Annotated in this window: 21 protein-coding genes; 10 read left to right on the top strand and 11 right to left on the bottom strand. The window is 74.1% G+C overall.

The window, feature by feature from the left end; all coding sequences use genetic code 11:
- Position 1: 1 nt before the first annotated feature.
- Positions 2-541, bottom strand: coding sequence for a PepSY domain-containing protein (locus O2W20_RS19820; protein WP_269174005.1), 540 nt, complete (start codon positions 539-541; stop codon positions 2-4).
- A gap of 153 nt (positions 542-694) precedes the next feature.
- Here O2W20_RS19820 and O2W20_RS19825 point away from each other — a divergent pair, with 153 nt between their 5' ends.
- Together O2W20_RS19825 and O2W20_RS19830 are read left to right on the top strand one after the other, a co-directional pair.
- Complete coding sequence (locus tag O2W20_RS19825) at positions 695-1372, top strand: response regulator transcription factor (RefSeq protein WP_269174004.1); 678 nt, start codon at positions 695-697, stop codon at positions 1370-1372.
- Positions 1369-2757, top strand: coding sequence for a sensor histidine kinase (locus O2W20_RS19830; protein ID WP_269174003.1), 1389 nt, complete (start codon positions 1369-1371; stop codon positions 2755-2757). The genes O2W20_RS19825 and O2W20_RS19830 overlap by 4 nt, the downstream gene beginning before the upstream one ends.
- A 196-nt stretch (positions 2758-2953) precedes the next feature.
- Here O2W20_RS19830 and O2W20_RS19835 read toward each other — a convergent pair whose 3' ends face one another.
- The 3 genes from O2W20_RS19835 to O2W20_RS19845 form a co-directional block, all read right to left on the bottom strand.
- Positions 2954-3850, bottom strand: a complete 897-nt coding sequence (locus O2W20_RS19835; RefSeq protein ID WP_269174002.1) for a F510_1955 family glycosylhydrolase — start codon at positions 3848-3850, stop codon at positions 2954-2956.
- 39 nt (positions 3851-3889) lie between these two features.
- Positions 3890-4510 (bottom strand): DUF305 domain-containing protein, encoded by a 621-nt coding sequence (locus O2W20_RS19840; RefSeq protein ID WP_269174001.1) that lies wholly within the window; start codon positions 4508-4510, stop codon positions 3890-3892.
- An 84-nt stretch (positions 4511-4594) separates the two neighbouring features.
- The gene (locus O2W20_RS19845; protein WP_269174000.1) at positions 4595-5038 is read right to left on the bottom strand and encodes a DUF6153 family protein; all 444 of its coding nucleotides are present in this window, start codon (positions 5036-5038) and stop codon (positions 4595-4597) included.
- Positions 5039-5220: 182 nt separating this feature from the next.
- Here O2W20_RS19845 and O2W20_RS19850 point away from each other — a divergent pair, with 182 nt between their 5' ends.
- Positions 5221-5847 carry a DUF305 domain-containing protein gene (locus O2W20_RS19850; protein WP_269173999.1) on the top strand — a complete coding sequence of 209 codons (627 nt, stop codon included), beginning with the start codon at positions 5221-5223 and terminating at the stop codon, positions 5845-5847.
- Between the two features lie 30 nt (positions 5848-5877).
- Here O2W20_RS19850 and O2W20_RS19855 read toward each other — a convergent pair whose 3' ends face one another.
- The 3 genes from O2W20_RS19855 to O2W20_RS19865 all read right to left on the bottom strand — a co-directional run bounded on the left by O2W20_RS19855 (position 5878) and on the right by O2W20_RS19865 (position 9041).
- Positions 5878-6642, bottom strand: a complete 765-nt coding sequence (locus O2W20_RS19855; protein ID WP_269173998.1) for a hypothetical protein — start codon at positions 6640-6642, stop codon at positions 5878-5880.
- Between the two features lie 169 nt (positions 6643-6811).
- On the bottom strand, positions 6812-7993 hold the full coding sequence (locus O2W20_RS19860; RefSeq protein ID WP_269173997.1) for a polysaccharide deacetylase family protein: 1182 nt from the start codon (positions 7991-7993) through the stop codon (positions 6812-6814).
- 94 nt (positions 7994-8087) lie between these two features.
- Positions 8088-9041, bottom strand: coding sequence for a DUF808 domain-containing protein (locus O2W20_RS19865; protein WP_269173996.1), 954 nt, complete (start codon positions 9039-9041; stop codon positions 8088-8090).
- A 189-nt stretch (positions 9042-9230) separates the two neighbouring features.
- Here O2W20_RS19865 and dtd point away from each other — a divergent pair, with 189 nt between their 5' ends.
- Positions 9231-9662 (top strand): D-aminoacyl-tRNA deacylase, encoded by a 432-nt coding sequence (dtd, locus tag O2W20_RS19870; protein WP_269173995.1) that lies wholly within the window; start codon positions 9231-9233, stop codon positions 9660-9662.
- A 248-nt stretch (positions 9663-9910) separates the two neighbouring features.
- The gene (sigB, locus tag O2W20_RS19875) at positions 9911-10894 is read left to right on the top strand and encodes an RNA polymerase sigma factor SigB (protein WP_269173994.1); all 984 of its coding nucleotides are present in this window, start codon (positions 9911-9913) and stop codon (positions 10892-10894) included.
- Between the two features lie 141 nt (positions 10895-11035).
- Here sigB and O2W20_RS19880 read toward each other — a convergent pair whose 3' ends face one another.
- Positions 11036-13735, bottom strand: coding sequence for a bifunctional acetate--CoA ligase family protein/GNAT family N-acetyltransferase (locus tag O2W20_RS19880; protein WP_269173993.1), 2700 nt, complete (start codon positions 13733-13735; stop codon positions 11036-11038).
- Positions 13728-14912: an acetoin utilization protein AcuC gene (locus O2W20_RS19885; RefSeq protein ID WP_269173992.1), complete on the bottom strand. Its 1185-nt coding sequence runs from the start codon at positions 14910-14912 to the stop codon at positions 13728-13730. Before O2W20_RS19885 ends, O2W20_RS19880 begins: the two co-directional genes overlap by 8 nt.
- A 192-nt stretch (positions 14913-15104) precedes the next feature.
- Here O2W20_RS19885 and O2W20_RS19890 point away from each other — a divergent pair, with 192 nt between their 5' ends.
- Both O2W20_RS19890 and O2W20_RS19895 read left to right on the top strand, forming a co-directional pair.
- Entirely contained in the window at positions 15105-15830 is a 726-nt protein-coding gene (locus tag O2W20_RS19890) for a metal-dependent transcriptional regulator (RefSeq protein ID WP_269173991.1), read from the top strand.
- A 165-nt stretch (positions 15831-15995) separates the two neighbouring features.
- A complete protein-coding gene (locus tag O2W20_RS19895; RefSeq protein WP_269173990.1) occupies positions 15996-18092 on the top strand; it encodes a S9 family peptidase in 2097 nt (698 codons plus the stop codon).
- A gap of 26 nt (positions 18093-18118) precedes the next feature.
- Here O2W20_RS19895 and O2W20_RS19900 read toward each other — a convergent pair whose 3' ends face one another.
- Positions 18119-19210, bottom strand: a complete 1092-nt coding sequence (locus O2W20_RS19900; RefSeq protein WP_269173989.1) for a DUF4192 domain-containing protein — start codon at positions 19208-19210, stop codon at positions 18119-18121.
- Positions 19211-19361: 151 nt separating this feature from the next.
- Positions 19362-19655, bottom strand: a complete 294-nt coding sequence (locus O2W20_RS19905) for a Dabb family protein (RefSeq protein ID WP_269173988.1) — start codon at positions 19653-19655, stop codon at positions 19362-19364.
- Positions 19656-19719: 64 nt separating this feature from the next.
- Here O2W20_RS19905 and O2W20_RS19910 point away from each other — a divergent pair, with 64 nt between their 5' ends.
- From O2W20_RS19910 to O2W20_RS19920, 3 genes are read left to right on the top strand one after another with little or no spacing between them, the layout of a single operon-like run.
- Positions 19720-20991, top strand: a complete 1272-nt coding sequence (locus O2W20_RS19910; RefSeq protein WP_269173987.1) for a glycosyltransferase family 4 protein — start codon at positions 19720-19722, stop codon at positions 20989-20991.
- Positions 20985-21758: a class I SAM-dependent methyltransferase gene (locus O2W20_RS19915; protein ID WP_269173986.1), complete on the top strand. Its 774-nt coding sequence runs from the start codon at positions 20985-20987 to the stop codon at positions 21756-21758. The genes O2W20_RS19910 and O2W20_RS19915 overlap by 7 nt, the downstream gene beginning before the upstream one ends.
- Positions 21751-22809: a prenyltransferase gene (locus tag O2W20_RS19920; RefSeq protein ID WP_269173985.1), complete on the top strand. Its 1059-nt coding sequence runs from the start codon at positions 21751-21753 to the stop codon at positions 22807-22809. The genes O2W20_RS19915 and O2W20_RS19920 overlap by 8 nt, the downstream gene beginning before the upstream one ends.
- The last annotated feature ends 23 nt before the right edge of the window (positions 22810-22832 follow it).

Consider the following 22832-nt stretch of genomic DNA (forward strand, 5'->3'; position numbering starts at 1 on the left):
GTCAGTCGTCGTCGTTCTGGACGGCGGTGACGGTGAGGTCCCGGTCGAGGGCCACCTCGACGACCGTGCCGTCGTCGAGCTGCACCTCGGCCTCGTAGCCGGTGTCGCCGTCGTCGGCGATCTCGACCTCGGTGACCGTGCCGCCGCCGGCCGCCTCCAGGGCAGCAGCAGCGGCCTCGTCACGATCGCGGCCGGTGACCTGCTCATCGGGCTCGTCGCCGTCGGACTCGTCGCCGTCACGCTCGTCGCCGAGCACGGTGAAGTCCTCGTCGAGGTGGACGTCGACCTCTCCGCCGTCCCCGAGGGTGACCTCGACCTCGTAGTGGCCCTCCTCGTCGCCGACCTCGCTGTCGGTGACCGCACCTCCGCCGACGTGGGCGAGCGCGGCCTCACTGGCCTGCTCGAGGGCGTTGCCGGTGAGGGCGACGTCCGGGCGGTCGTCCCCCTCGCCGGCGTCGACGGCCAGGGCGACGCCGCCGCCGCCGACCAGCAGCGCCAGGCCTGCGCCGCCACCGATGATCCACCGGGTGCTGTTCTTCATGTCTCCTCCTGGGGTCTGTGGCAGCCCCTCCACCGGGGCATGGCCCGAGTGTCGACCGGACCAGCTGAGGCGACCCTGAGAGCAGACCAGCCCTCTCAGCTGGTTCTCAGCACCGACGTGGCAGAACAGGGACCAGCCGGCGAGAGGGTGGACGTGCGGGTACTGGTGGTGGAGGACGAGGCGAACCTGGCGGCCGCCGTGGCCCGGGGGCTGCGCGCCGAGGGGTTCGGCGTCGACGTCGCCGGCGACGGGGTGACGGGTCTGGAGCGCGCGCTGAGCGGCGGCCACGCGGCGATCGTGCTGGACATCATGCTGCCGGGTCGTTCCGGGTACGACGTGCTGCGTGAGCTGCGGGCACGCCAGGTGTGGACACCGGTGCTGATGCTCACCGCGAAGGACGGCGAGTACGACATCGCCGATGCGCTCGACCTGGGCGCCGACGACTACCTGACCAAGCCCTTCTCCTTCGTCGTGCTGGTGGCCCGGTTGCGTGCGCTGGCTCGTCGTGGTGCCTCGGAGCGACCGGCGCAGCTGGCCGTGGCGGACCTGGTCCTCGACCCTGCCGCGCACAAGGCGTGGCGCGGGGACACCGAGGTGGCGCTGACCGCCCGGGAGTTCGCGTTGCTGGCGCACCTCATGAGGCGGGCAGGCGACGCGGTGTCCAAGTCGGAGTTGCTGACCGAAGTGTGGGACGAGGCCTTCGCCGGCGACCCGAACATCGTCGAGGTCTACATCGGCTACCTGCGGCGCAAGATCGACGTCCCGTTCGGACGCAAGGCCATCGAGACCGTCCGCGGCGTCGGCTACCGCATCGACACCGCCGGCGGATGAGCGTCGGCCGGCCGGCCGGCCTGGCCGGGTGGGCACGGCGACGCTCGCTGCGTGCACGGCTGACCGCAGCGGCGGTGGCGGTCGTCGCCGCTGCCCTCTCGCTGTCCGCGGCGCTGCTGGTCATCCGAGTGGAGTCGGCGCTGGTGGCCGGCGTCGACGCCGCCGCCCGCGACCGGGCCGAGCGCGTCGCCACAGCGATCGGCTCCGGCCGGTCGGCTGCGTCGGTGCTCACCGCGGACGTCGTCGTCGACGACGAGGTCGTCCAGGTGCTCGACGGGGACCGAGCCGTGCTGGCCTCCTCCGTCGGACGCCCGGGTGGGCGCCCCCTGCTGACGGCTCCGGCGGGCACCGGCCCGGAGGCGGTCACCCAGGACGGACTGGCCCTGTCCGGCGAGCAGGACGAGCCGTACCGCGTGCTCAGCCTCCCGGTCCGCGCACCGGACGGGCAGCGGGTCCTCGTCCAGGTCGGGTTGCCGCTGGACGATGCCGAGGACAGCGTCGAGGAGCTGACCTCGGCACTCACCGTGGGCGTACCGGCGGTGGTCGCCGTCCTCGCCGTCCTGACGTGGCTGCTGGCCGGGCGGGCGCTGCGCCCGGTGGAGGCGCTGCGTCGGGAGGCCGCCGACATCCCCGGCGACGCACTCGATCGACGGCTCGCCGTCCCCGCCGGCGGCGACGAGCTCGCCCGGCTGGCCACCACCTTCAACGCGCTGCTCGGTCGGGCGGAGGACGCGACCCGACGGCAGCGGGAGTTCGTCGCCGACGCCGCCCACGAGATCCGGAGTCCGCTGGCCTCCCTGCGCACCCAGCTGGAGGTCGCCGCACTGCACGACGACCCGTCGTGGCGGGAGCAGCTCCCCGCGCTGACCGAGGACGCGCAGCGCCTGTCCCGGCTGGTCGACGACCTCCTCCGGCTCGCCCGGATCGACGCCCGCGTCCCGCTCGCCCGCGACGAGGTCGACCTCGACGACCTCGTGCTGGAGACGGCGGAGCGCATCCGTCGGCACACCACGCGGCACGTGGACACGTCCGCGGTCTCCGCTGCCCGGGTCACCGGAGACCGGGACGCGCTCGCGCGCGTCGTGCAGAACCTGCTCGACAACGCGCTGAGGCATGCCCGCACCACCGTGTCCGTCTCCCTGATCGCGACCCACCAGGCGCTGCTCACCGTCCGCGACGACGGTCCGGGCATCCCCGTCGACCAGCGCGAACGGGTGTTCGACCGGTTCACCCGCCTCGACGACGCCCGCAGTCGCGACGTCGGCGGGACCGGACTCGGGCTGGCGATCGTCCGCGACGTCGTCCGGCAGCACGGCGGCGACGTCGTCGTCGAGGACGCCGCCCCGGGCGCCCGGCTGGTCGTCCGACTCCCGCTCACCGGCTGACCGGACCGGACCGCGCGGCATCGTCGGGGTCTGCTCGGCCGATGACGCCCCAGGGCTGTCGGTGCGGGACCTCGTCACCGCCGGGGTCGAGGTGAGGGGAGCCGGCTCCGACCTGCGGTGCCGCCCACCCGGACGCCCCGGCCCGCGTCGTGCGGGCCGGGGCGTCCGGGCGTTCACGGGCAGGTGCCCCGGCCCCTCACCACTCCAGGACCACGTCGAACGTCTGCCCGCCGTCGACGGACTCGACGAGGGCCTCGGCGGTGGCCACGACGACCCGCGGGACGCCGTCCCCGGTGACCCCGAGCGTCACCGCCTGCGGGGCGGAGCCCAGCGCAGCTCCCTGGTTCCAGGTGTCGCCGCCGTCGGTGCTGGTCCAGACGACCCCGGAGGGGTCCACCCCGGCGACCTCGGCGGCCGTCTCGGCCCAGTCGACCACCTGGAGGAGCGGGGCGTCGTCCACCAGGGCCCATGTCCGGCCACCGTCGGTGGAACGGAGCAGCCCCTGGGCCGTCGTGGCGAGCACCCGTTCCCCGGTCGGGGACGCCGTGAGCGTGTGGGGCTCGGCCGGGATGGCCACCTCCTCCCAGGTCGTGCCGTCGCTGCTGCGCACGAGCGTGCCGTCGTAGCCCAGGACGCCGGCGGCGCTGGTGGTGAGGGCGTGGAAGTCCGACCGGCCCTGCCGGGACACCGGGCTCCAGGTCCGCCCGCCGTCGGTCGACTCGATCAGCCCCATGGGCTGGGGCAGGTCGACGCGCAGGCCGGGATGGCCGGAGGCGAGGAAGTGCCCGGGCCCGGACACCGTGAACCCCATCAGGTCCATGACCGGGCTGACGAGCGCAGCCGCTCCCCCGTCGGCCACCTCGAACAGGCCCTCGTGCGTCGCGACGAACAGGGTGTCGTCGGCCGGGTCGATCCCCACTCCGTGCACGTGGCTGATCCCCGGGGCCGACGTCGCCGGACTCGGCGGAGCCGCGCCCGACTCCGGCGTCCCCGACGTACAGGCGGCCAGCAGCACCGCGACGGGCAGCAGGACGGCGGACGCGCCCCGTCGGCGGGGGCCGAGGACGGCGTGCGGCTGGGCAGGTGGTGTCACAGCTGTGCTCCTTCTTCGTGGTCCACGAGGTGACTCAGGTCAGCCGTCCAGCTCGGTGAGCAGCTGCTCCATCTCCTCGATCTCCTGCCTCTGCGTGTCGCTGACGGTGCGAGCGAGGTCGATGACCTCGGGGGCGCGACCGTGCTGGACCTCCGTCTGCGCCATCTCGACGGCGCCCTCGTGGTGCTCGACCATGGCCTTGAGCCACCTGCGGTCGAAGTCCGGACCGGCGGCGGGCATCTGCTCCATCCCCATGCCGCTGCCCATGGCCTCGGACCCGTGGTCCATGCCGCCCATGCCGCCCATGTGGCCGGACTCCGGGAGGGCTTCGCCCCAGCCCTCGAGCCAGCCGGTCATGAGGTCGATCTCCGGGCCCTGCGCTGCCTCGATGCGCTCCGCCAGGGCGACGACCCGGGAGTCCGAGGCGCGGTCGACGGCGGCCTCGGCCATCATCAGCGCGCCCTCGTGGTGCGGGATCATCCCCTGGGCGAACGCGACATCGGCGTCGTTGTGCGCAGCGACCCCGGCGACGGGGTCCTCGACGGTCGACGTGTCGCCGGCGGCCGACGGGCCGACCGTGTCCGAGCAGCCGGCGAGGACGACGGCGGCGGCCGCCAGCCCACCGGCGAGGCGGGTGAGTCGAGCGTTGGTGCGGGTCATGCGGGTCTCCTGTCTGGGGATCTCGGGCATGCGTGCAAGACCCCGGAGCAACGTGGGCTGTCGGGGTGGGCGCAGCAGTTCGGCCTAGATCCGCAGGAGACAGAGCACGGAGAGATCCGGTGGTCGCGGCTGCCGCGACCACCCGGTGGTCCAGCGCGGAGAGCTGAGCGACCCGCGGACGAGCCGGACCACCGTGCCGCGGAGCCGGACCAGTGCCCCCGCGACCGTCAGCCCCGCCAGCAGGACGGCGAGGCAGACAGCCAGGGCGTGCCCGTCGTGCCACGAGTCGAGCGAGCCGGTGGCACCGGCCTCACCAGCCCCCTGCGGGGCCGCGGAGTGGTGGCCGGGCAGCGCAGCGACGACGGCGACCTGGCCCGCAGGCGCCGGGACGTCGACCGAGGCGGTCAGCGCGTGCGCGACGGACGCGTGCTCCAGAGCCGGGTCCACCGCCGTGCACTGCACCCCGTGCACGCCGAAGACGGCTGCCAACAGCAGCAGCGCCGTCCAGACCCGTGGCACTCCGACCACCTCCCCCACCTGACGGTACGACGCCACGCCGCACGTGCCGATCAGGCCTGCCGACGGCCGTACGGAGGCCCGTCACCCTCTCCCGGGAGGGTTGCCGGCGGCTCGTTTGCCCGGACGTCCGTACGGGCACGCGGGCATGCGTACAGATCCCCTCCCTACGACGACAGGACGGAGACCCGGACATGGCGACGCAGAAGGACGTCGAGGGCACCGAGCAGCAGAACGAGAACGGCGGCGGGATGTCGCACCAGACGAAGATGTACCTGCGCTTCGCCGCCATGATCACCACGGCCATGGTCGTCATGTACTGGACCATGTTCGCCTCCACGTGGGAGTGGAGCCACGTCCAGTTCAGCGAGAGCCGCGTGTTCATGGCGGTCACCATGGGCGGCACCATGGGGCTGGTCATGCTGGCCTGGATGCTCAACATGTACAAGGACATGAAGGGCAACATCGCGATCGTGGCGGTGAGCCTGCTGCTGCTGGGCGGCGGCATCGCCCTCGACCGCAGCCAGGTCACCGTGGACGACGTGGACTGGATGCAGGCGATGATCCCGCACCACTCCATGGCCATCACCCGCTCCGAGCGCGCCGACATCGACGACATCCGGGTGTGCCAGCTCGCCGTCGACATCATCGTCGCGCAGGAGAAGGAGATCGCCGAGATGGAGTGGCTGATCGAGGACATCGAGGAGAACGGCGAGGCCGAGACGCAGGAGGAGGCGCTGGCCAGGCCCGTGCCCGAGTTCGACGGTTCCGCCCTGCGCGACTGCCCCGATCTCCCCACGTCGGGGTCCGACCAGCCCTGATCGGGTCCTGCAGTGCGACCCGGGATCGGGCTAAAGGGCCAGCAGCAAGGCCGTGAAGGCGATGCAGGCGCCCCCGAGCAGGGGGAAGTGGGCCCGCCCGGACCCGGGCAGCTGCTGCTTGAGGCTGGTCAGGACGATCGAACCGGCCAGCAGCGCGGAGAAGACGCGCACCGCCGCATCGCCCAGGTCGACCGTGGCACCGATCCCCCACCCCACCAGGACGGTCGCGGCCAGGATCCACCGGCCCAGCCGGTCGTAGGCGCGCGGGTCCTGATCGCGCAGCGCGATCTCCCCGGTGAGGTACCGGGCGGACAGGGCGACCGTGTAGAGGGCCAGCTCGGCCGGCCCGGGGCGCACCTGGTGCACCAGCAGGTAGCCGACGAAGAGGTTGAACACCAGGTACAGCGCGCCGCTCGCCCAGAACGGCCATGGGGTCGGCACACCGCCCCGCTGCCGCTGCTCCCGGGCGTCTTGGTCCTGAGCCCAGTCGAGCACCGCGTAGTACAGCAGCAGGCCGGCCAGCGCGACGAGGAACGCGCGGTCGGCCAGCAGCCCGAGCAGCCCTTGCGACGCACCAGCCGCAGTCCCCGTGGCGGGCTGCGCCAGGTCGGGGAGCAGCCGGGCGAACACGTAGGCGATCGCCAGCCCGCCGGCGATCGACTGGAACCGGGCCGACCCGGGCGACACCCGCCGACGCACCTGGGGCACCAGGACCTGCACCAGCACCAGCGCGCCGGCGGCCGCGAGGGCGGCGAGCGGGAGGTCGCTCCCGGTCGCCTGGGCAGCGGTCAGCATGGGGCGGGGGTCGCTCCCACGTGAGGACGGGCCCCGCCCGGTGGTGACGCCGGGACGGATGCCGCCGGGACGGCACGGGGCTCTGGCATCCCGGCAGTCTTCCGCACGAGGACGCGTGCGGATCGCCCTGCCCGGCGGCGGCGGGCCGCCGCCAGGTCCGGGCGCTGGCTCAGCCGGCGGGGATGGTCAGCTGCTGACCGACCTGGATGAGGTTCGGGTCCGGGCCGATGGTGGCGCGGTTGGCCTCGTAGATCTCCCGCCAGGTCGCGCTGTAGCCCGACGCGATCGAGCCCAGGGTGTCCCCCGGCTGCACGACGTAGGTCGTCGTCCCGCTGGCGGGCGGCGCCGGCGTGCCGCCGGAGCCGGAGCCGGAGCCGGGGATGGTGAGCCGCTGGCCGACCTGGATGACGTTCGGGTTCGGCCCGATGGTGGCGCGGTTGGCCTGGTAGATCTCCCGCCAGGTCGCGCTGTACCCCGCTGCGATCGAGCCCAGCGTGTCGCCGGGCTGCACCACGTAGGTGCCGCCCTGACCCGACCCGGAGGGGAACGCGCGGCCCGCCGGGTCGGTGAAGGTGTAGCCGCGGGAGGCGTAGTAGGAGATGACGTCGTCGAGCGCGGCCACGGTGTTCTGCCGGTAGCCGCCGCCATCGTGCAGGATCACGATCGGGTGCGCGGTTCGTGGCGACGTGGCGCGGTCGATGATCTGCTGCTGGAACGCCGGGCTCCAGCTCGCCGGGGTCGACCAGTCGCGGGGGTCCAGCGACCAGTCGACGACGGTCATCCCCCGTTCCCAGGCCAGGCCGGCGATCGCCGGGTCGCGGTGGACGCCGAACGGTCCGCGGAAGAAGCACGGTTCTGTCCCGGTGGCGTCCACGATCGTCTGGGTGGTCCGCTCGATCTCGGCCACCCGGGCCGCCGGGGTGAGCCGGTCGAGGTAGGGGTGCGACCAGGTGTGGTTCCCGATGGCGTGCCCCTCGGCGACGATCCGCTGCACCAGGTCCGGGTGCGCCGCTGCCTGGTCCCCGCGCACGAAGAACGTGGCCTTGACGCCGCTGGACCGCAGCACGTCCAGCACGTCCGGGGTGTTCTGCGGCAGCGGACCGTCGTCGAACGTCAGCGCGACGGTCCGGTCGGCGGTGGCCGGTGTGGTGTCCAGGACGGTGCGGATCGGAGCCGGGCACTCGGCCGCCTGCGCGGCGTTCCCGCTGATCACCTGACCGGTGCAGAGCAGGGCCGCCGCGGCGACCACCCCTGCCAGCCGGGCTCCCCATCGCCGTCCGTCGGTCGTCGTCGCCCCCATGGCGTCCACGTCGTCGTCCCCCTCATGCTCGACGTCGTCCCAGGCTTGCACGGACGTTCCCGAGGTCAAGGGCAGCGGATCGACACCGGACGCATCGTCACGAGACCGTCATCGCCGACAGGTCGCCGGATGTCACCGTCCCGCGCTAGTGGCCCCCGCCCTCGCTGGCGGGCTCCTTGCGGCGGTGCAGCGTGAGGGCCAGGACGGCCACCACCAGGGCGCCGACCGCGAGCCCGAGGAGGGCGCTGCCGAGGGTGTTGACCAGCCACCCCACGACCGACCCGAGGGCCCCGGTCGCCTCCGCAGCCGCCTCCTCCAGGTGGTGCACGGCCTCGTAGAGGAACGTCAGGCCCAGCTCGTCGGTGCCGACCAGCAGGATGTGCCCGCCGACCCACAGCATCGCGGCGGTCCCGACCACGGTGAGCGCGCTGAGCAGCTTCGGCATCCCCTTGACCAGCGCGCGGCCGAACCGGGCCACGCCACTGCTGGAACGCTGAGCCAGGTGCAGCCCCACGTCGTCCATCTTCACGATGAGGCCGACGACGCCGTACACCAGCACGGTGATCCCCAGCGCGACCACAGCCAGGATGACCGCCCGGGACCAGAAGCCCTGGTCGACCACCTCGTTCAGTGAGATCACCATGATCTCGGCGGACAGGATGAAGTCGGTGCGGACGGCCCCGGACACGATGGTCTTCTCGTCCGGCAGCGCGTCCTCCACCGTGGCGTGGCTCTCCTCGTGCGGCCTCAGCCGGTGCCAGATCTTCTCCGCCCCCTCGTAGCAGAGGTAGGCGCCACCGACCATCAGGATCGGGGTCAGGAGGAAGGGCAGGAACTCGCTGAGCAGCAGGACCGCGGGCAGGATGATCAGCAGCTTGTTGCGCAGCGACCCGAAGGCGATCTTCCGGATGATCGGCAGCTCGCGGTCGGCGTTCAGCCCGTGCACGTACTGCGGCGTGACCGCGGTGTCGTCGACGACGACCCCGGCGGCCTTCATGCTGGCGCGCCCGGCTGCCGCCCCGATGTCGTCGATCGAGGCGGCCGCGGCGCGCGCCAGCACGGCCACGTCGTCGAGGAGAGCTACGAGTCCACCCGCCACGGGAGGTCCTTCCGGTCGGTCGGCACACGTGTGCCGTCTGGGTCGTCATGGTGGCTGGTCCGGCCGCGCCGTGCACGGGCGCCGGCGGTCCGGGCCGCAAAGAGTGTGGGGCACGCGCCCGCAGCAGCCCAGCCGACGCCCGGCACACCCCCGCCCCGGCCGGGGCGGACCATCGGTCAGGATCGTGCGGTGCGTGCGGTGGTGACCCGGGTCAGCCAGGCGTCGGTGACGGTGGACGGCGAGGTCGTCGGCGCCATCGGCGCAGGCCTGCTGGCCCTGGTCGGGGTCGGCCGGGACGACGACGGCGATCGGGCGCGTGCGCTGGCCAGGAAGCTGTACGAGCTCCGGGTGTTCCCCACCGACGACGGCGCCCGCTCGGTCGGCGACCTGGGCCTGCCGGTGCTCGTGGTCAGCCAGTTCACCCTCTACGCCGACACCCGCAAGGGCCGCCGTCCGTCCTGGGCGGACGCCGCCCCGGGCGAGCTGGCCGAGCCGCTGGTGGCGGAGGTGGTGGCCGACCTGCGCCGGCGGGGCACGGAGGTCGCCACCGGGCGGTTCGGGGCGCGGATGGCGGTCGCCTCGGTGAACGAGGGCCCGATGACCTTGCAGTTGGACGTCTAGCCCCCGGCCTCGGCGGGTACGACTCCGTCGTCACCCGCTCGCGGAGCGCCACACCTGGACGTTGCCTGTGAGTTGGTCCGCCTCGGAACACCGACCCACCCGGGTCCGTTGCACACGATGTACCACACGGACAGAACGGCTGGAGAGCCACCCGGTGACCCCGGGCCGACGCTCCGACCTCGACCGGGGTGCACCGCACATCGACGACGCGGCGCATCCGGACCCCGAAGCAAGGACGAAGACTCATCGTGACCGTGCTGCAGTCCTCCCCCACCGACACCCTCGAGGTGCGCTCCCCGCGCCGTGCCCCGGACACCAGCGGCCTGGTGTCGACGGACCTGGTGCGCGTCTACCTCAACACCATCGGCAAGACCCCGCTGCTGACCGCCGAGCAGGAGGTCGAGCTGGCCAAGCGGATCGAGGCCGGTCTCTACGCCGACCGCCTGCTGACCGAGCGGCAGCTGACGCCTGCGCTCAAGCGGGACTACAAGCTGCTGGCCGCGGACGGCAAGGCGGCCAAGGCCCACCTGCTCGAGGCGAACCTGCGCCTGGTCGTCTCGGTGGCCAAGCGCTACACCGGCCACGGCATGACGTTCCTGGACCTGATCCAGGAGGGCAACGTCGGGCTGATCCGGGCCGTCGAGAAGTTCGACTACACCAAGGGCTTCAAGTTCTCGACCTACGCCACGTGGTGGATCCGTCAGGCCATCACCCGGGCCATGGCGGACTCCGGCCGGACGATCCGCCTGCCCGTCCACCTGGCCGAGCAGGTCAACAAGGTCGTGCGCACCCGCCGCCGGATCCACCAGGAGCTGGAGCGGGAGCCCACCGCCGAGGAGCTCGGCCTCGAGCTCGACCTGACGCCCGAGCGGATCACCGAGCTGCTGGAGTACTCCCGCGACCTGGTGTCCCTCGACCAGACCGTCGGCGCCGACGAGGAGTCCCGGCTCGGTGACTTCATCGAGGACGCCGACGCCGCGGTCGCCGAGGACGCGGTCGCCTTCCAGATGATGAAGGGCGACGTGCGCAACGTCCTGCAGACCCTGGAGGACCGCGAGCGGGACGTCGTGATCATGCGCTTTGGTCTGGACGGCGAGCAGCCCCGGACCCTCGAGCAGATCGGCAAGCGCTTCGGTCTCTCCCGCGAGCGGGTGCGTCAGATCGAGCGCGAGACGATGACCAAGCTGCGTGCTCCCCAGCGCGCCGACGCCCTCCGGGACTACCTGGGCTGACGCTCATCGCTCGCCGATGAGCCACGACGGAGAGCCGGGCCACCCCGCGGTGGCCCGGCTCTCCGTGTCTGGGCGGTCGTCCGTGCGGAGGACGTCAAGGGCGGCCGGGCACGGCTCTTGGCCGCGGGGTGATCCCGGAGATCACGGTGTCGCCGGCCGGAACATGCGGCGGGGGCCGGCGTCGATGCGTGCCGTCGGCTGGCCGATCCGGACCGTGGCACCGGCGACCACCAGCGACCGGCCGCCGTGCCAGGCATCCGCGGGGCCGACGATCACCGGCTCGAGGGTCAACGACAGCACCTCGGGCAGGTCGTCGCCGAGCCGGGCGACCCGCAGCAGCAGCTCCTCCAGCGCGGCGGTGTCGACCGGGGTGCTCCCCCGGTAGCCGTTCAGCAGCGGCCAGGCCCGGGGTTCGCGGACCAGCTCGGCGGCGTCCAGGTCGGTCAGCGGCAGGGTGCGGTAGGCCCGATCGCCGAGCAGGTCGGTGGCGACGCCACCCACCCCGAAGCTCACCAGCGCGCCGAAGGACGGGTCGTCGACGATGTCCACCACGGTGGCCACGCCCGGCGCCGCCTGCTCCTGGACGATGACCGGGTCGCCGGCCGGGATGGCGGCGAACGCGCTGCGCACGTCCTCGGCGTCGGCCAGGTCGAACCGCATGCCGCCGAGGTCCCGGCGGTCCCGCAGCCACGGCGCCGTCGACTTCAGCACGACGGGGTAGCCGATCTCCTCGGCGGCGGCGACGGCCGCCTCGGCGTCCTCGACCCGGCGGGTGCCGAGCATCGGCACCCCGTAGGCACCCAGCAGCGCCATCGTCTCCTCGTCGGAGAGGGCGCGACCCTCCGGCGCCGAGGCGAGCGTGGACCCCACCACCTCCCGGGCAGCGGCCTCGTCGATGCCGCCGAGCTCCGGGACGACGCCGAGGGGGCGCCGCCGCCAGCGGGCGTACTCGCTGATCTTCGCCAGCGCCATGACGGCGCGTTCCGGGGTGGAGAACGACGGCACCGAACCGCGGCCCGGCATGCCGTGCTCGTCCCGGACGACCAGCTCGGCAGGGATCCCCTCGGTGGACAGGAAGTTCGCCACCAGCGGCTTCTCCGCCGTGCGGGAGACCTCGCGGAGCACCCGGCCGAAGGGCTGCTCCCCCTGCAGCAGCGGCGGCAGGAAGACCGCGACCACCGAGTCCACGCCCTCGTCGTCCAGCGCGGCCTGCAGCGCGGCGCGGAAGTCCTCCGGCTCGGCCTGGGTGCCGATGTCGACCGGCCGCTCGTGGGCCAGCTCCAGCCCCTGCTCCAGGACGGCGTCGGCGACGAGCACCCCCATGGCGGTGGAGTTGCCGACGATGGCGACCCGGTCACCGGCCGGCAGCGGCTGGTGCGCCAGCAGGGTGCCGACGTCGAAGAGCTGGGCGAGCGTCTCGACCCGGATGACGCCGGCGGAGGCGAACAACGCGGCCACCGACTGCTCGGGGACGGCGACGCTGGTGCCGGCCAGCCCGGCGGTCATGCCCACGTGCCGGCCGCTCTTGACCGCCACCACCGGCTTGGTCCGGCCGACCCCGCGCGCGAGCCGGGCGAACTTGCGGGGGTTGCCGAAGCTCTCCAGGTGCAGCAGCACGACCTCGGTGCCGGGGTCGCTGGCCCAGTACTGGAGCATGTCGTTGCCGCTGACGTCGGCCCGGTTGCCCGCGGAGACGAAGCTGGACAGCCCGATCCCCCGGGCCCGGGCCCGCTCCAGCAGCGCGACGCCGAGCGCACCGGACTGGGCGAAGAAGCCCACCCGCCCCCGGCCGGGCACGTCGGGGGCCAGGCTGGCGTTGAGCCGCACGGCCGGGTCGGTGTTCACGATGCCCAGGCAGTTGGGGCCGACCACCCGCATCCCGGACGCCCGGGCCGAGGCCACCAGGGCCCGTTCGGCGGCCCGCCCCTCGGGCCCGGTCTCGCCGAAGCCACCGGAGATGACCACCAGCCCGCGCACGTTCTTGCGCCGGCAGGCCTCGACCACCGCGGCCACCTCGTCGGCGGGCACGGCCAGGACGGCCAGGTCGACGTCGTCGGGGATGGCCTCGATGGAGGCGTGCGCCGGCACGCCGCGGACGTGCCGCACCGCCGGGTTGACCGGGTAGATCGGCCCGTCGAACCCGTACTCGAGCAGGTTGTGCAGCACCGCGTGGCCGACCTTGGCCGGGTCGTTGCTGGCGCCCACGACGGCCACCGAGCCGGGGTTGAGCAGCCGGCCGATGGAGCGGGACTCGCTGCGCTGCTCGCGCTCGTGCACCACGGCCAGGGACTGCTCGGTGGGCGCGATCGGGAAGGTCAGGTGCACCACGCCGTCCTCGTAGGACCGCTTGGCGGAGTACCCGGCGTCGAGGAAGACCCGCACCATCTGGCTGTTCTGGCTGAGCACCTCGGCGACGAACCGCTTGATCCCCCGCTCCCGGGCGGCCGCGGCCAGGTGCTCCAGCAGCACCGACCCAAGCCCGCGCCGCTGGTGGGCGTCCTCGATCAGGAAGGCCACCTCGGCGTCGTCGGTGCCCGGGTAGCGGTCGTACCGGCCGACGCCGATCAGCCGGTCGCCCAGCAGCACCACGAACGCCACCCGGGCGTCGTGGTCGACGTGGGTGAAGCGGTGCAGGTCCTTGTCCGACAGCCGCCGCATCGGCCCGAAGAACCGGTAGTAGCGGGTCTGGTCGGAGCTGCGGTCCATCAGCCCGACGATCCCGTCGGCGTCCTCGGGGGTGATCGGGCGCAGGTGCACGGTGCCGCCGTCGGCGGCCACCACGTCCGCCTCCCAGTGCGGAGGCGGCGGGGGTGGCGGCGGCACGGTCAGTTCCTCAGTCACGGGGGTCGTCCGGGTCCAGTCCGAAGTAGGGGAAGGAGGCGGTGCGGGTCCGCAGGACGGCGCGATCGACCCGGTTCTCGGTGAACGGGTCCCAGCGGTGGAACCCGACGTAGCCGCCCTCGGTCATCGAGCCCGGGGGCGGCGTGCGCAGGCCCCGTCGCCGGACGTCGTCCTGCCAGCTCTGCGGGATCTCGGTGTCCGGCGCCAGCCGGTCGCCGCCGGCCTCGGCGAGGAGGTGGGTCCAGGCCCGCGGCACGCAGCGCACCAGGCCGTAGCCCCCGCCGCCCAGGGCGATCCACCGGCCGTCGCACACCTCGTGCGCCAGGTCGTGCACGGCGCGGTAGGAGGCCCGCTGCCCGTCGACGGTGAGCCCGAGGTCGGCCAGCGGGTCCTCGTGGTGGGCGTCGCAGCCGCACTGGGTGATCAGGATCTGCGGCTGGAAGGCCCGCACCACGCTGGGCACCACGGCGGTGAACGCCCGCAGCCAGCCGGAGTCGTCGGTGCCGTTGGGCAGCGCCAGGTTCACCGCACTGCCCAGCGCCTTCTTCGGATCGCCGGTCTCCTCGGGGAAGCCGGTGCCCGGGAAGATCGTGAGTGGGGTCTGGTGGATGCTGACGGTGAGCACCCGTGGGTCGTCGTAGAAGGCGGCCTGGACGCCGTCGCCGTGGTGCACGTCCAGGTCGACGTAGGCGATCCGCTCCCAGCCCTGGCCCAGCAGCCAGGCGATCGCCACCGCGGCGTCGTTGAAGACGCAGAAGCCCGAGGCCTGGCCGCGCATGGCGTGGTGGAGCCCCCCGGCGATGTTCACCGCGTGCTGGGCCCGGCCGCTGGAGACCAGCTCGGCGGCGAGCACGCTGCCGCCGGTGATCAGGGCCGCCGCCTCGTACATGCCGGGGAACACCGGGTTGTCCGGGGTGCCCAGGCCGTGACCGGCGCCGTACGGGTCCTCCGGGGCGCGGCGGACGGCCTCCAGGTAGGCCGGGTCGTGCACGAGCGTGAGCAGCTCCGGGCCGGCCGGCTCCGGCTGCACCACCTCGATCCGCGGAGAGGCGAGGACGCCGAGGGAGTCGGCCAGCCGCATGGTCAGGTCCAGTCGCACCGGGTGCATGGGGTGGTCGCCGCCCATGGTGTAGCCGAGCAGGGCGTCGTCCCAGACCACGGTCACGGCGTCGCTCACGGACGCGCCTCCGGGTGCCCCCGGCCGGGGCGCTGCGCTGCGGTGCTCCTCGTCGAGCGGGCCAGCTCCGTCATCGGCCCGACGCTACCGCTGGGGCCCGGGCAGCGCGCCCGCCGGACCCGTCCCGGTGGAGATCACCCGTCGAGTGGCTCCCGCCTCGTAAGATCGGTCGAACCTGACGGAGGAGTGGACGTGAACGACCTCATCGACACCACGGAGATGTACCTCCGGACCATCTTCGAGCTGGAGGAAGAGGGGATCGTCCCGCTGCGGGCCCGGATCGCCGAGCGCCTGCACCAGAGCGGACCGACCGTGAGCCAGACGGTGGCCCGGATGGAGCGGGACGGGCTCCTCTCGGTCCAGGGCGACCGGCACCTCCAGCTCTCCGACGAAGGCCGTGAGCTCGCCACGGCCGTGATGCGCAAGCACCGGCTGGCCGAGTGTCTGCTCGTGGACGTCATCGGTCTGGACTACGCCGACGTCCACGAGGAGGCCTGCCGCTGGGAGCACGTGATGAGCGAGGCGGTGGAGCGCAAGCTCCTCAGCCTGCTCGGCAACCCCACGGTCTCGCCGTTCGGCAACCCGATCCCCGGCCTGGACGCCCTGGGTGGGGACACCTCGGCGGTCCTGGACGCGCTGACCCTGCTCTCGACGAGCGCGACCCCCGAGGGCCGGCAGGTCGTCGTCCGGCGGATCAGCGAGCAGCTGCAGGAGGACGCCCCCCTGCTGCGCTCGCTGGCCGACCTGGGCGTGCGGCCGGGCTCGACGGTCACCGCCACGCTGGCCAACGGCACGGTGCTGGTCGACGGGGTCGCCCTGCAGCCCGGGGTCGCCCAGCACGTGTTCGTCAGCGCGGTGGAGGAGGAGCTGTCCCCGGCCGAGGCAGCCGAGGTCACCGAGGCCACCGCCGGCGTCTGACCCCACTGCCCCACCGCGCGCACCTGAGCCGCGGCCCCTACCCGGGGTCGCGGCTCTCGTCGTCCCGGGCTCGGCACGGGGTCCTTCGCCGGGCTCATGACCTGGCGCAGGCAGCTCACTAGGCTTCGGTGCGCCCCTTCCGGACGCGCAGAGAGAAGGCCCCCGGTGAGCGACACCGCAGCTCTCGTCGAGCAGAGCGACGACACCCCGCCCAGCCCGTTCCACCGGATCGCGGACTTCATCGCCCTCCCCCGGCTCAGCGGCCTGGCCCTCTCCCCCGACGGCCGCCGGCTGGTCACCTCGGTGGCCACGCTGGACGCCGAGGGCAAGAAGTGGCAGTCCGCGCTCTGGGAGGTCGACCCGGCCGGACAGCGGGACGCCCGCCGGCTGACCCGCGGCGCGACCGGCGAGTCCGCCCCGGTCTTCACCCCCGCCGGCGACCTGCTGTTCACCTCCACCCGACCCGACCCGGCCACGACCGAGAGCGGCGGCGACCCGAAGCCGGCACTGTGGGCGCTGCCGGCCGACGGCGGCGAGGCCCGGCTGGTCCTGCAGCGCAGCTCCGGCGTCTCCGGCGTCGCCGTTGCCGCGGACACCGGCGACGTGGTCGTCGTCGCCAGCACGATGCCCGGCGCCGCGGATGCCGAGGCCGACGAGGAGCTCCGCACCCGGCGCAAGGACGCCGGGGTCAGCGCACTGCTGCACGAGAGCTACCCGGTGCGCTACTGGGACCACGACCTGGGGCCTGCGGTGCCGCACCTGTTCTGGATCGGCGCACTGCCGGCGGAGGACGTCCCCGGCACGTCGGCGACCACGCCGCAGTGGCGGGACCTGACCCCGGACGCCGTCCCGCCACTGGGGTCGGGCTCCGACCTGGCCGTCTCCCCCGACGGCCGGTTCGTGGCGCGCAGCGAGGAGGTGCCCGACGGCCCGGCCGGACGGCGATCGCGGCTGCTGCTCATCGAGGTGGCGTCCGGGGAGACCCGGGTCCTCGTCGACGATCCGCAGGCCGACGTCTCCGCCGCCCGGTTCTCCCCCGACTCCGAGCGGGTCGTCTGCGCGCGGGAGTCCGCCTCGACCTACGCCGAACCGCCGGACCACACGCTGCTGCTGGTCGACGTCGCCACCGCCGAGACGCGCGAGCTCACCCCCGATTTCGACCGCTGGCCGAGCGCGCCGCAGTTCTCCGCCGACGGCACGGCCGTGTACTTCCTGGCCGACGACGACGGCCGGCACGCGGTCTTCCGGGTGGCGCTGGACGGCAGCGCGCCGGAGGGGAACGCCCCGGTGCGGCTGACCGACCAGGGCGCCTACAGCGACCTGCAGGTCGCCCCGGACGGCAGCGCGCTGTACGCGCTGCGCTCCGGGTACGACACCCCGCCGGTGCCGGTGCGGCTGGACCCGCAGGCGCCCGGGCAGGACCCAGCTGCGTTGCCCAACCCCGGCACGATCAGCAGCTTCCCCGGGACGCTGCGCGAACTGGACGCCACCGCCTCCGACGGCACCCGGGTCCAGTCCTGGTTGGTGCTCCCCGAGGGCGCCGACGCGGCGAGCCCGGCGCCGCTGGTGCTGTGGGTGCACGGCGGACCGCTGATGAGCTGGAACTCCTGGTCCTGGCGCTGGACGCCGTGGGTGCTGGCCGCCCGGGGGTACGCCGTGCTGCTGCCCAACCCGGCGCTGTCGCAGGGGTTCGGCCAGGACTTCGTCCGCCGCGGCTGGGGCGAGTGGGGCGACGCCCCCTACACCGACCTGATGGCGGCGGTGGACGCCGCGGAAGCGCTCCCGGAGGTCGACGAGACCCGGACGGCGGCGATGGGCGGCTCGTTCGGCGGCTACATGGCCAACTGGATCGCCACCCAGACCGACCGCTTCCGGGCGATCGTCACCCACGCCAGCCTGTGGCACCTCGACGCGTTCATGGGGGCGACCGACGCCTCGTACTACTGGGAAAAGGAGTTCGGCGACCCGCTGACCGAGCCGAAGCGGTACGAACAGAACTCCCCGCACCGCTACGCCGACGCGATCCGGACCCCGATGCTGGTCATCCACGGCGACAAGGACTACCGGGTGCCGATCGGCGAGGGGCTGCGGCTCTGGTACGACCTGCAGAAGCGCGGGGTCCCGTCGAAGTTCCTGTACTTCCCGGACGAGAACCACTGGGTGCTCACGCCGGGGAACGCGGCGGTCTGGTACGAGACCGTGCTGGCCTTCCTGGCCGAGCACGTGCTGGGCGAGGAGTGGCGGCGCCCCGAGCTGGTCTGAGGCCGTCGCCCGGTCCGCCGCGTTCATTACCGGGCGTCGAGCGGGCCGGTCGCCTGCCGGATCAGCCGGCGCATCTCCGTCGGGCTCAGGCAGGCGTCCAGGGCCGAGCGCAGCAGCCCGGCGAAGGTGTAGCTGGGCTCGCTGTGCAGCGCGCGCTCCAACGCGACGTTGGCCAGCGCCCCGTTCCCGCGCACCCACGCGCTGACCGCCAGCAGGGTCGCCGGCGCCGCGTCCAGCGGCGCCGGTGACCGACGGGTCAGCTCGGTCCACACCACCTCGGCGGCGGCCGCCGACTCCCCCAGCGCGAGGGTGAGGGCGCGGTCCCGCAGGTCGTGGTCACGCAGTCCCCACGCCAGCCGGGCCACCTCCCGGTCGGACAGCCGCCCACCCCCTGCCTCGGGGCCGGCGGCCTCGACCGCCGCCCGCACCGCCGCCCAGCCCTCCTCGACCAGGACGTCCCAGCCCAGCTCCGCCGTGCGCCGGGCCAGCGCGTCGCCCACCTCGTCGCAGGCCCGGGCCATCGCCTCGGCAGCCAGGAAGCCGACCGGTGCGATCCGCCGGGCCAGCGCGGCGCGTTCGTCCTCCACCACCTGCCCGTCGACCACGCTCGCCGCGGCCAGCTCACTCGTCCCGGCCGGCAGCGGGGTGCCCGCCTCCGGTGCGCAGCACGCGGCCGTGCAGTCGTAGGACCACCAGCGGTCCCGGCGGACCAGGAGCGCCTCCCGGAGCGGCACGCCCACGGCGTCCAGCGCGAGCACCACCTCGTGCGCGAGGTCCCGGTGGGCCAGGTCCAGCTGCGCGGCGTCCCGGGGTGGGGTGTCGGGTGCGCCGATCGGCACGGCGGGCTCGTCCGCGGCCTCGGAGACGACCACCAGCAACGCCGCCTCCGGCCCGTCGGTGAGCAGCGAGCGCACCAGACCGGAGACGACCTGCCTGCGGTGCTCGGGCGGCGGCAGGTCGACCCGGGCGGTGAGCCCCAGTCGCCTGCCCTGCGGCCCGCGCAGGCTCACCAGGACCAGCGACTCACGCGGCCGGAAGCCGAGCAGGTGCGGCAGCGCCGCGACCACCTCCCCGGGCTCGGAGAGGCGGACGGTCAGGGGCTGCTGGGGGTCGGCCATGTGCTCGACCCTGGAGCGCCCGGCCCCGGTCGAGAGCCGCGGGACCGAGGTTGTGGCGACGGTGGTCGCTGTGGACGGCGACCGGCAGGGCGTGCGCCCTCCGCGGCACCCTCCGGGCATGCAGCGCACCCGGACGGCTCCCCCGCAGGCCTCAGACCTCGTACTGGACCGCCGACCGGCTGGCCAGGTTCGGCTTCACGTGCTCGGCGATGACCGCGAGGTGCCGGGGGTCGGCGGCGTACGCGCGGAACGCCTCCAGGTCGGGGAAGTCGGCCACCAGGGCGGCGTGGGCGTTGCCCTCGACCAGACCGGCGTCCGGGCCCACGGCGAACGACGTCATGCCGCCGACCTCCTGCGGCAGGCGACGCAGGGCGGCCAGGGTCGCCTCCCGGGTCTGCGGAGAGGTGTCCTCGGTCCAGGTGAACAGCACGACGTGGCGCAGCATGAGCGCACCCTGCCAGGCCGGTCCGGGCAGCGGCCAGCCCAGGGGCCCTCGTTAGAGTCCGGTCATGGGACGGTCGTTGCGGGTTGCACTGCTGTCCTACCGCAGCAAGCCGCACAGCGGCGGCCAGGGCGTGTACGTCCGGGCCCTGTCCCGGGAGCTGCGCGAGCTCGGGCACCGGGTCGAGGTGCTCAGCGGGCAGCCCTATCCCGAGCTGGCCGACGGCGTGCCGCTGACCCGGGTGCCCAGCCTGGACCTCTACCGGGAACCCGACCCCTTCCGGACCCCCCGGCCCAGCGAGTTCACCAGCCCGATCGACGTGGCCGAGTGGCTGGCCATGTGCACGGCGGGCTTCCCCGAGCCGCTGACCTTCAGCCTGCGTGCCGCGCGGCTCCTGGGACGCCGCGCCACGGAGTTCGACCTGGTGCACGACAACCAGTCGCTGGGCTACGGGCTGCTCCAGCTGCGCCGCCGGGGGCTGCCCACCGTCGCCACGGTGCACCACCCGGTCGCCATCGACCGCGACCTCGAGCTCGCCGCGGCGACCGGGGTGCGCCGCCGGCTGACGCTGCGCCGCTGGTACGGCTTCACCGCCATGCAGGCCCGGGTCGCACAGCGGCTCGACGGCCTGACCACCGTCTCCGACAGCTCCCGCCGGGACATCACCCGGCACATGGGCGTCCCGGCTGCCGGCGTCGAGGTCATCCCGGTCGGCATCGACCCGGAGGTGTTCCGGCCGCCGGCGGAGCCGACCGCCCGGGAGGCGGCCCGGATCGTGGTGACGACCAGCGCGGACGTCCCGCTCAAGGGCCTGGTCCACCTGCTGGAGGCGCTGGCCAAGCTGCGCACGGAACAGGACGTGCGCCTCACCGTGGTGGGCACGGCCCGGCCCGGTGGTCCGGCGGCCGAGGCGCTGGACCGGCTCAGCCTGGCCGACGCCGTCCACTTCACCGGCTCGATCCCGACCGAGGAGCTGGTCCGGCTGCTGCAGACCGCCACCGTGGTCGCCGTCCCGTCGCTGTACGAGGGCTTCTCGCTGCCTGCGGTGGAGGCGATGGCCTGCGGCACGCCGCTGGTCACGACCGACGCGGGTGCCCTGCCGGAGGTCGTCGGCTCGCACGCCGGGGTGCAGGTGCCCGCGGGCGACGTCGGCCGCCTGGCCGAGGCGCTGCGGCTGGTGCTGGACCACCCGTCGCTGCGGGACCAGCTGGGCCGGGCGGGGCGGGCCCGGGTGCTCGGCTCCTACACCTGGCGGCGCACCGCCGAGCGCACGGCCGAGTGGTACGGCGAGGTGCTGGACCGACGGGCGGCCACCGACGTGGGGAGCGGCCGGTGCTGACGGTCGACTACGACCTGCTCGACGTGCGGCCGGGCATGCGGGTCCTGGACCTGGGGTGCGGCGAGGGCCGGCACGCGTTCGAGGCCTACCGGCGAGGGGCCTCGGTGCTCGCGGTCGACTGGGGGCAGCAGGAAGTGGCCACCACCGCCGAGTGGCTGGGTGCGATCGCCGCCGCCGGCGAGGCACCGGCGGGTGCGTCGGCCGGGGTGGCCCGCGGCGACCTCCGTGGCCTGCCGGTGCCCGATGCGAGCGTCGACCGGGTGATCGCCTCGGAGGTGCTCGAGCACATCGTCGACGACCGCACGGCCCTGGCCGAGATCGCCCGGGTGCTCAAGCCCGGCGGTCGAGTGGCGGTCAGCGTGCCCCGGTACGGCCCCGAGCGGATCTGCTGGGCGCTGTCGGACAGCTATCACGCCAACGAGGGCGGCCACATCCGCATCTACCGGGGTGACCAGCTGTGGGCACGGCTCGCCGCGGCCGGGCTGCGACCGACCGACACCCACCACGCCCACGCCCTGCACGCCCCGTTCTGGTGGCTCAAGTGCGCGGTCGGCGTCGACCGGGACACCGCGCTCGTCCGCGCCTACCACCGGCTGCTGGTCTGGGACCTGGTGCACCGCCCCTGGCTGACCCGCACCGCCGAGCGACTGCTGGACCCGCTGCTCGGCAAGAGCCTGGTCCTCTACGCCGACAAGCCGGCGCCCACCGCCGGCGAGACGGCCGCCGGTGGGACGGCCGCCGCGGGCGGGGCGCTCGCGAGTGCCTGAGTCCGCACTGGCGCTGCCCGAGGTCCCCGGCGTGCTCACCGCCGACCAGCTGCGCCAGACCGTCGCGGCGATCGCCGCCGAGCAGTCCGCCGACGGTGCCCTGCCCTGGTTCCGCGGTGGCCAGCTGGACGCCTGGGACTCGGTCGAGGCGGCGATGGCGCTGGACGTCGGCGGGGAGCACGACCGAGCGGTCGCCGCCTACGCCTGGCTGGCCGGGCGGCAGCGCACCGACGGCTCCTGGGCCGTGGAGTACCGGGACGGCACCGCCTCGGCCCCGGGAGCGGAGAGCAACCACGCCGGCTACCTCGCCGTGGGCGTCTGGCACAGCTGGCTGAGCACCGGCGACGTCGGACTGGTCGACCGGCTGTGGCCCACCGTGCGCCGGGCGCTGGACCTCGTGACGACGATGCAGCTGGCCGGTGGGGCGATCGGCTGGGCGCTGCGCCCGGACGGCGCGCCCGACGACACGGCGCTGCTCACCGGGAACGCGAGCCTGTTCCAGGCGCTGCGTGCCGGGATCGCCCTGGCCGACCTGGTCGGCTCGGCCCAGCCGGACTGGGAGCTGGCCGCCGCCGATCTCGGCCGGGCGCTGCGCGACCGGCCCGAGGCGTTCGCGGACCGGTCGCGGTACTCGATGGACTGGTACTACCCGGTGCTGGCCGGTGCGCTCACCGGTGCGGCGGCCGAGGCGCGGCTGGCCGCGGGCTGGGACACCTTCGTCGTCCCCGGGCTGGGGGTGCGGTGCGTCGCCGACCGGCCGTGGGTGACCGGCGCGGAGACCTGCGAGCTGGCGCTGGCGCTCGCCGCGGCCGGCCGGCCGGATGACGCGATCGAGCAGCTGGCCGCCATGCAGCACCTGCGCGCCGACGACGGCTCGTACTGGACCGGCCTGGTGTACGCCGACGACGCCCGCTGGCCGGTCGAGCGCACCACCTGGACGGCGGCGGCCGTGGTGCTGGCTGCGGACGCCATCGCCGGCACCGGCCCGGCCGCCGCGCTGTTCGCCGACCCGACCGCGCTCGACCGGTCCGTGACGGAGGCGCTGGGTTGACGCCCCGCCCGGTCGGGCACGAT

Source organism: Modestobacter sp. VKM Ac-2982 (genome assembly GCF_026967935.1).
Classification (GTDB): Bacteria; Actinomycetota; Actinomycetes; order Mycobacteriales; family Geodermatophilaceae; genus Modestobacter.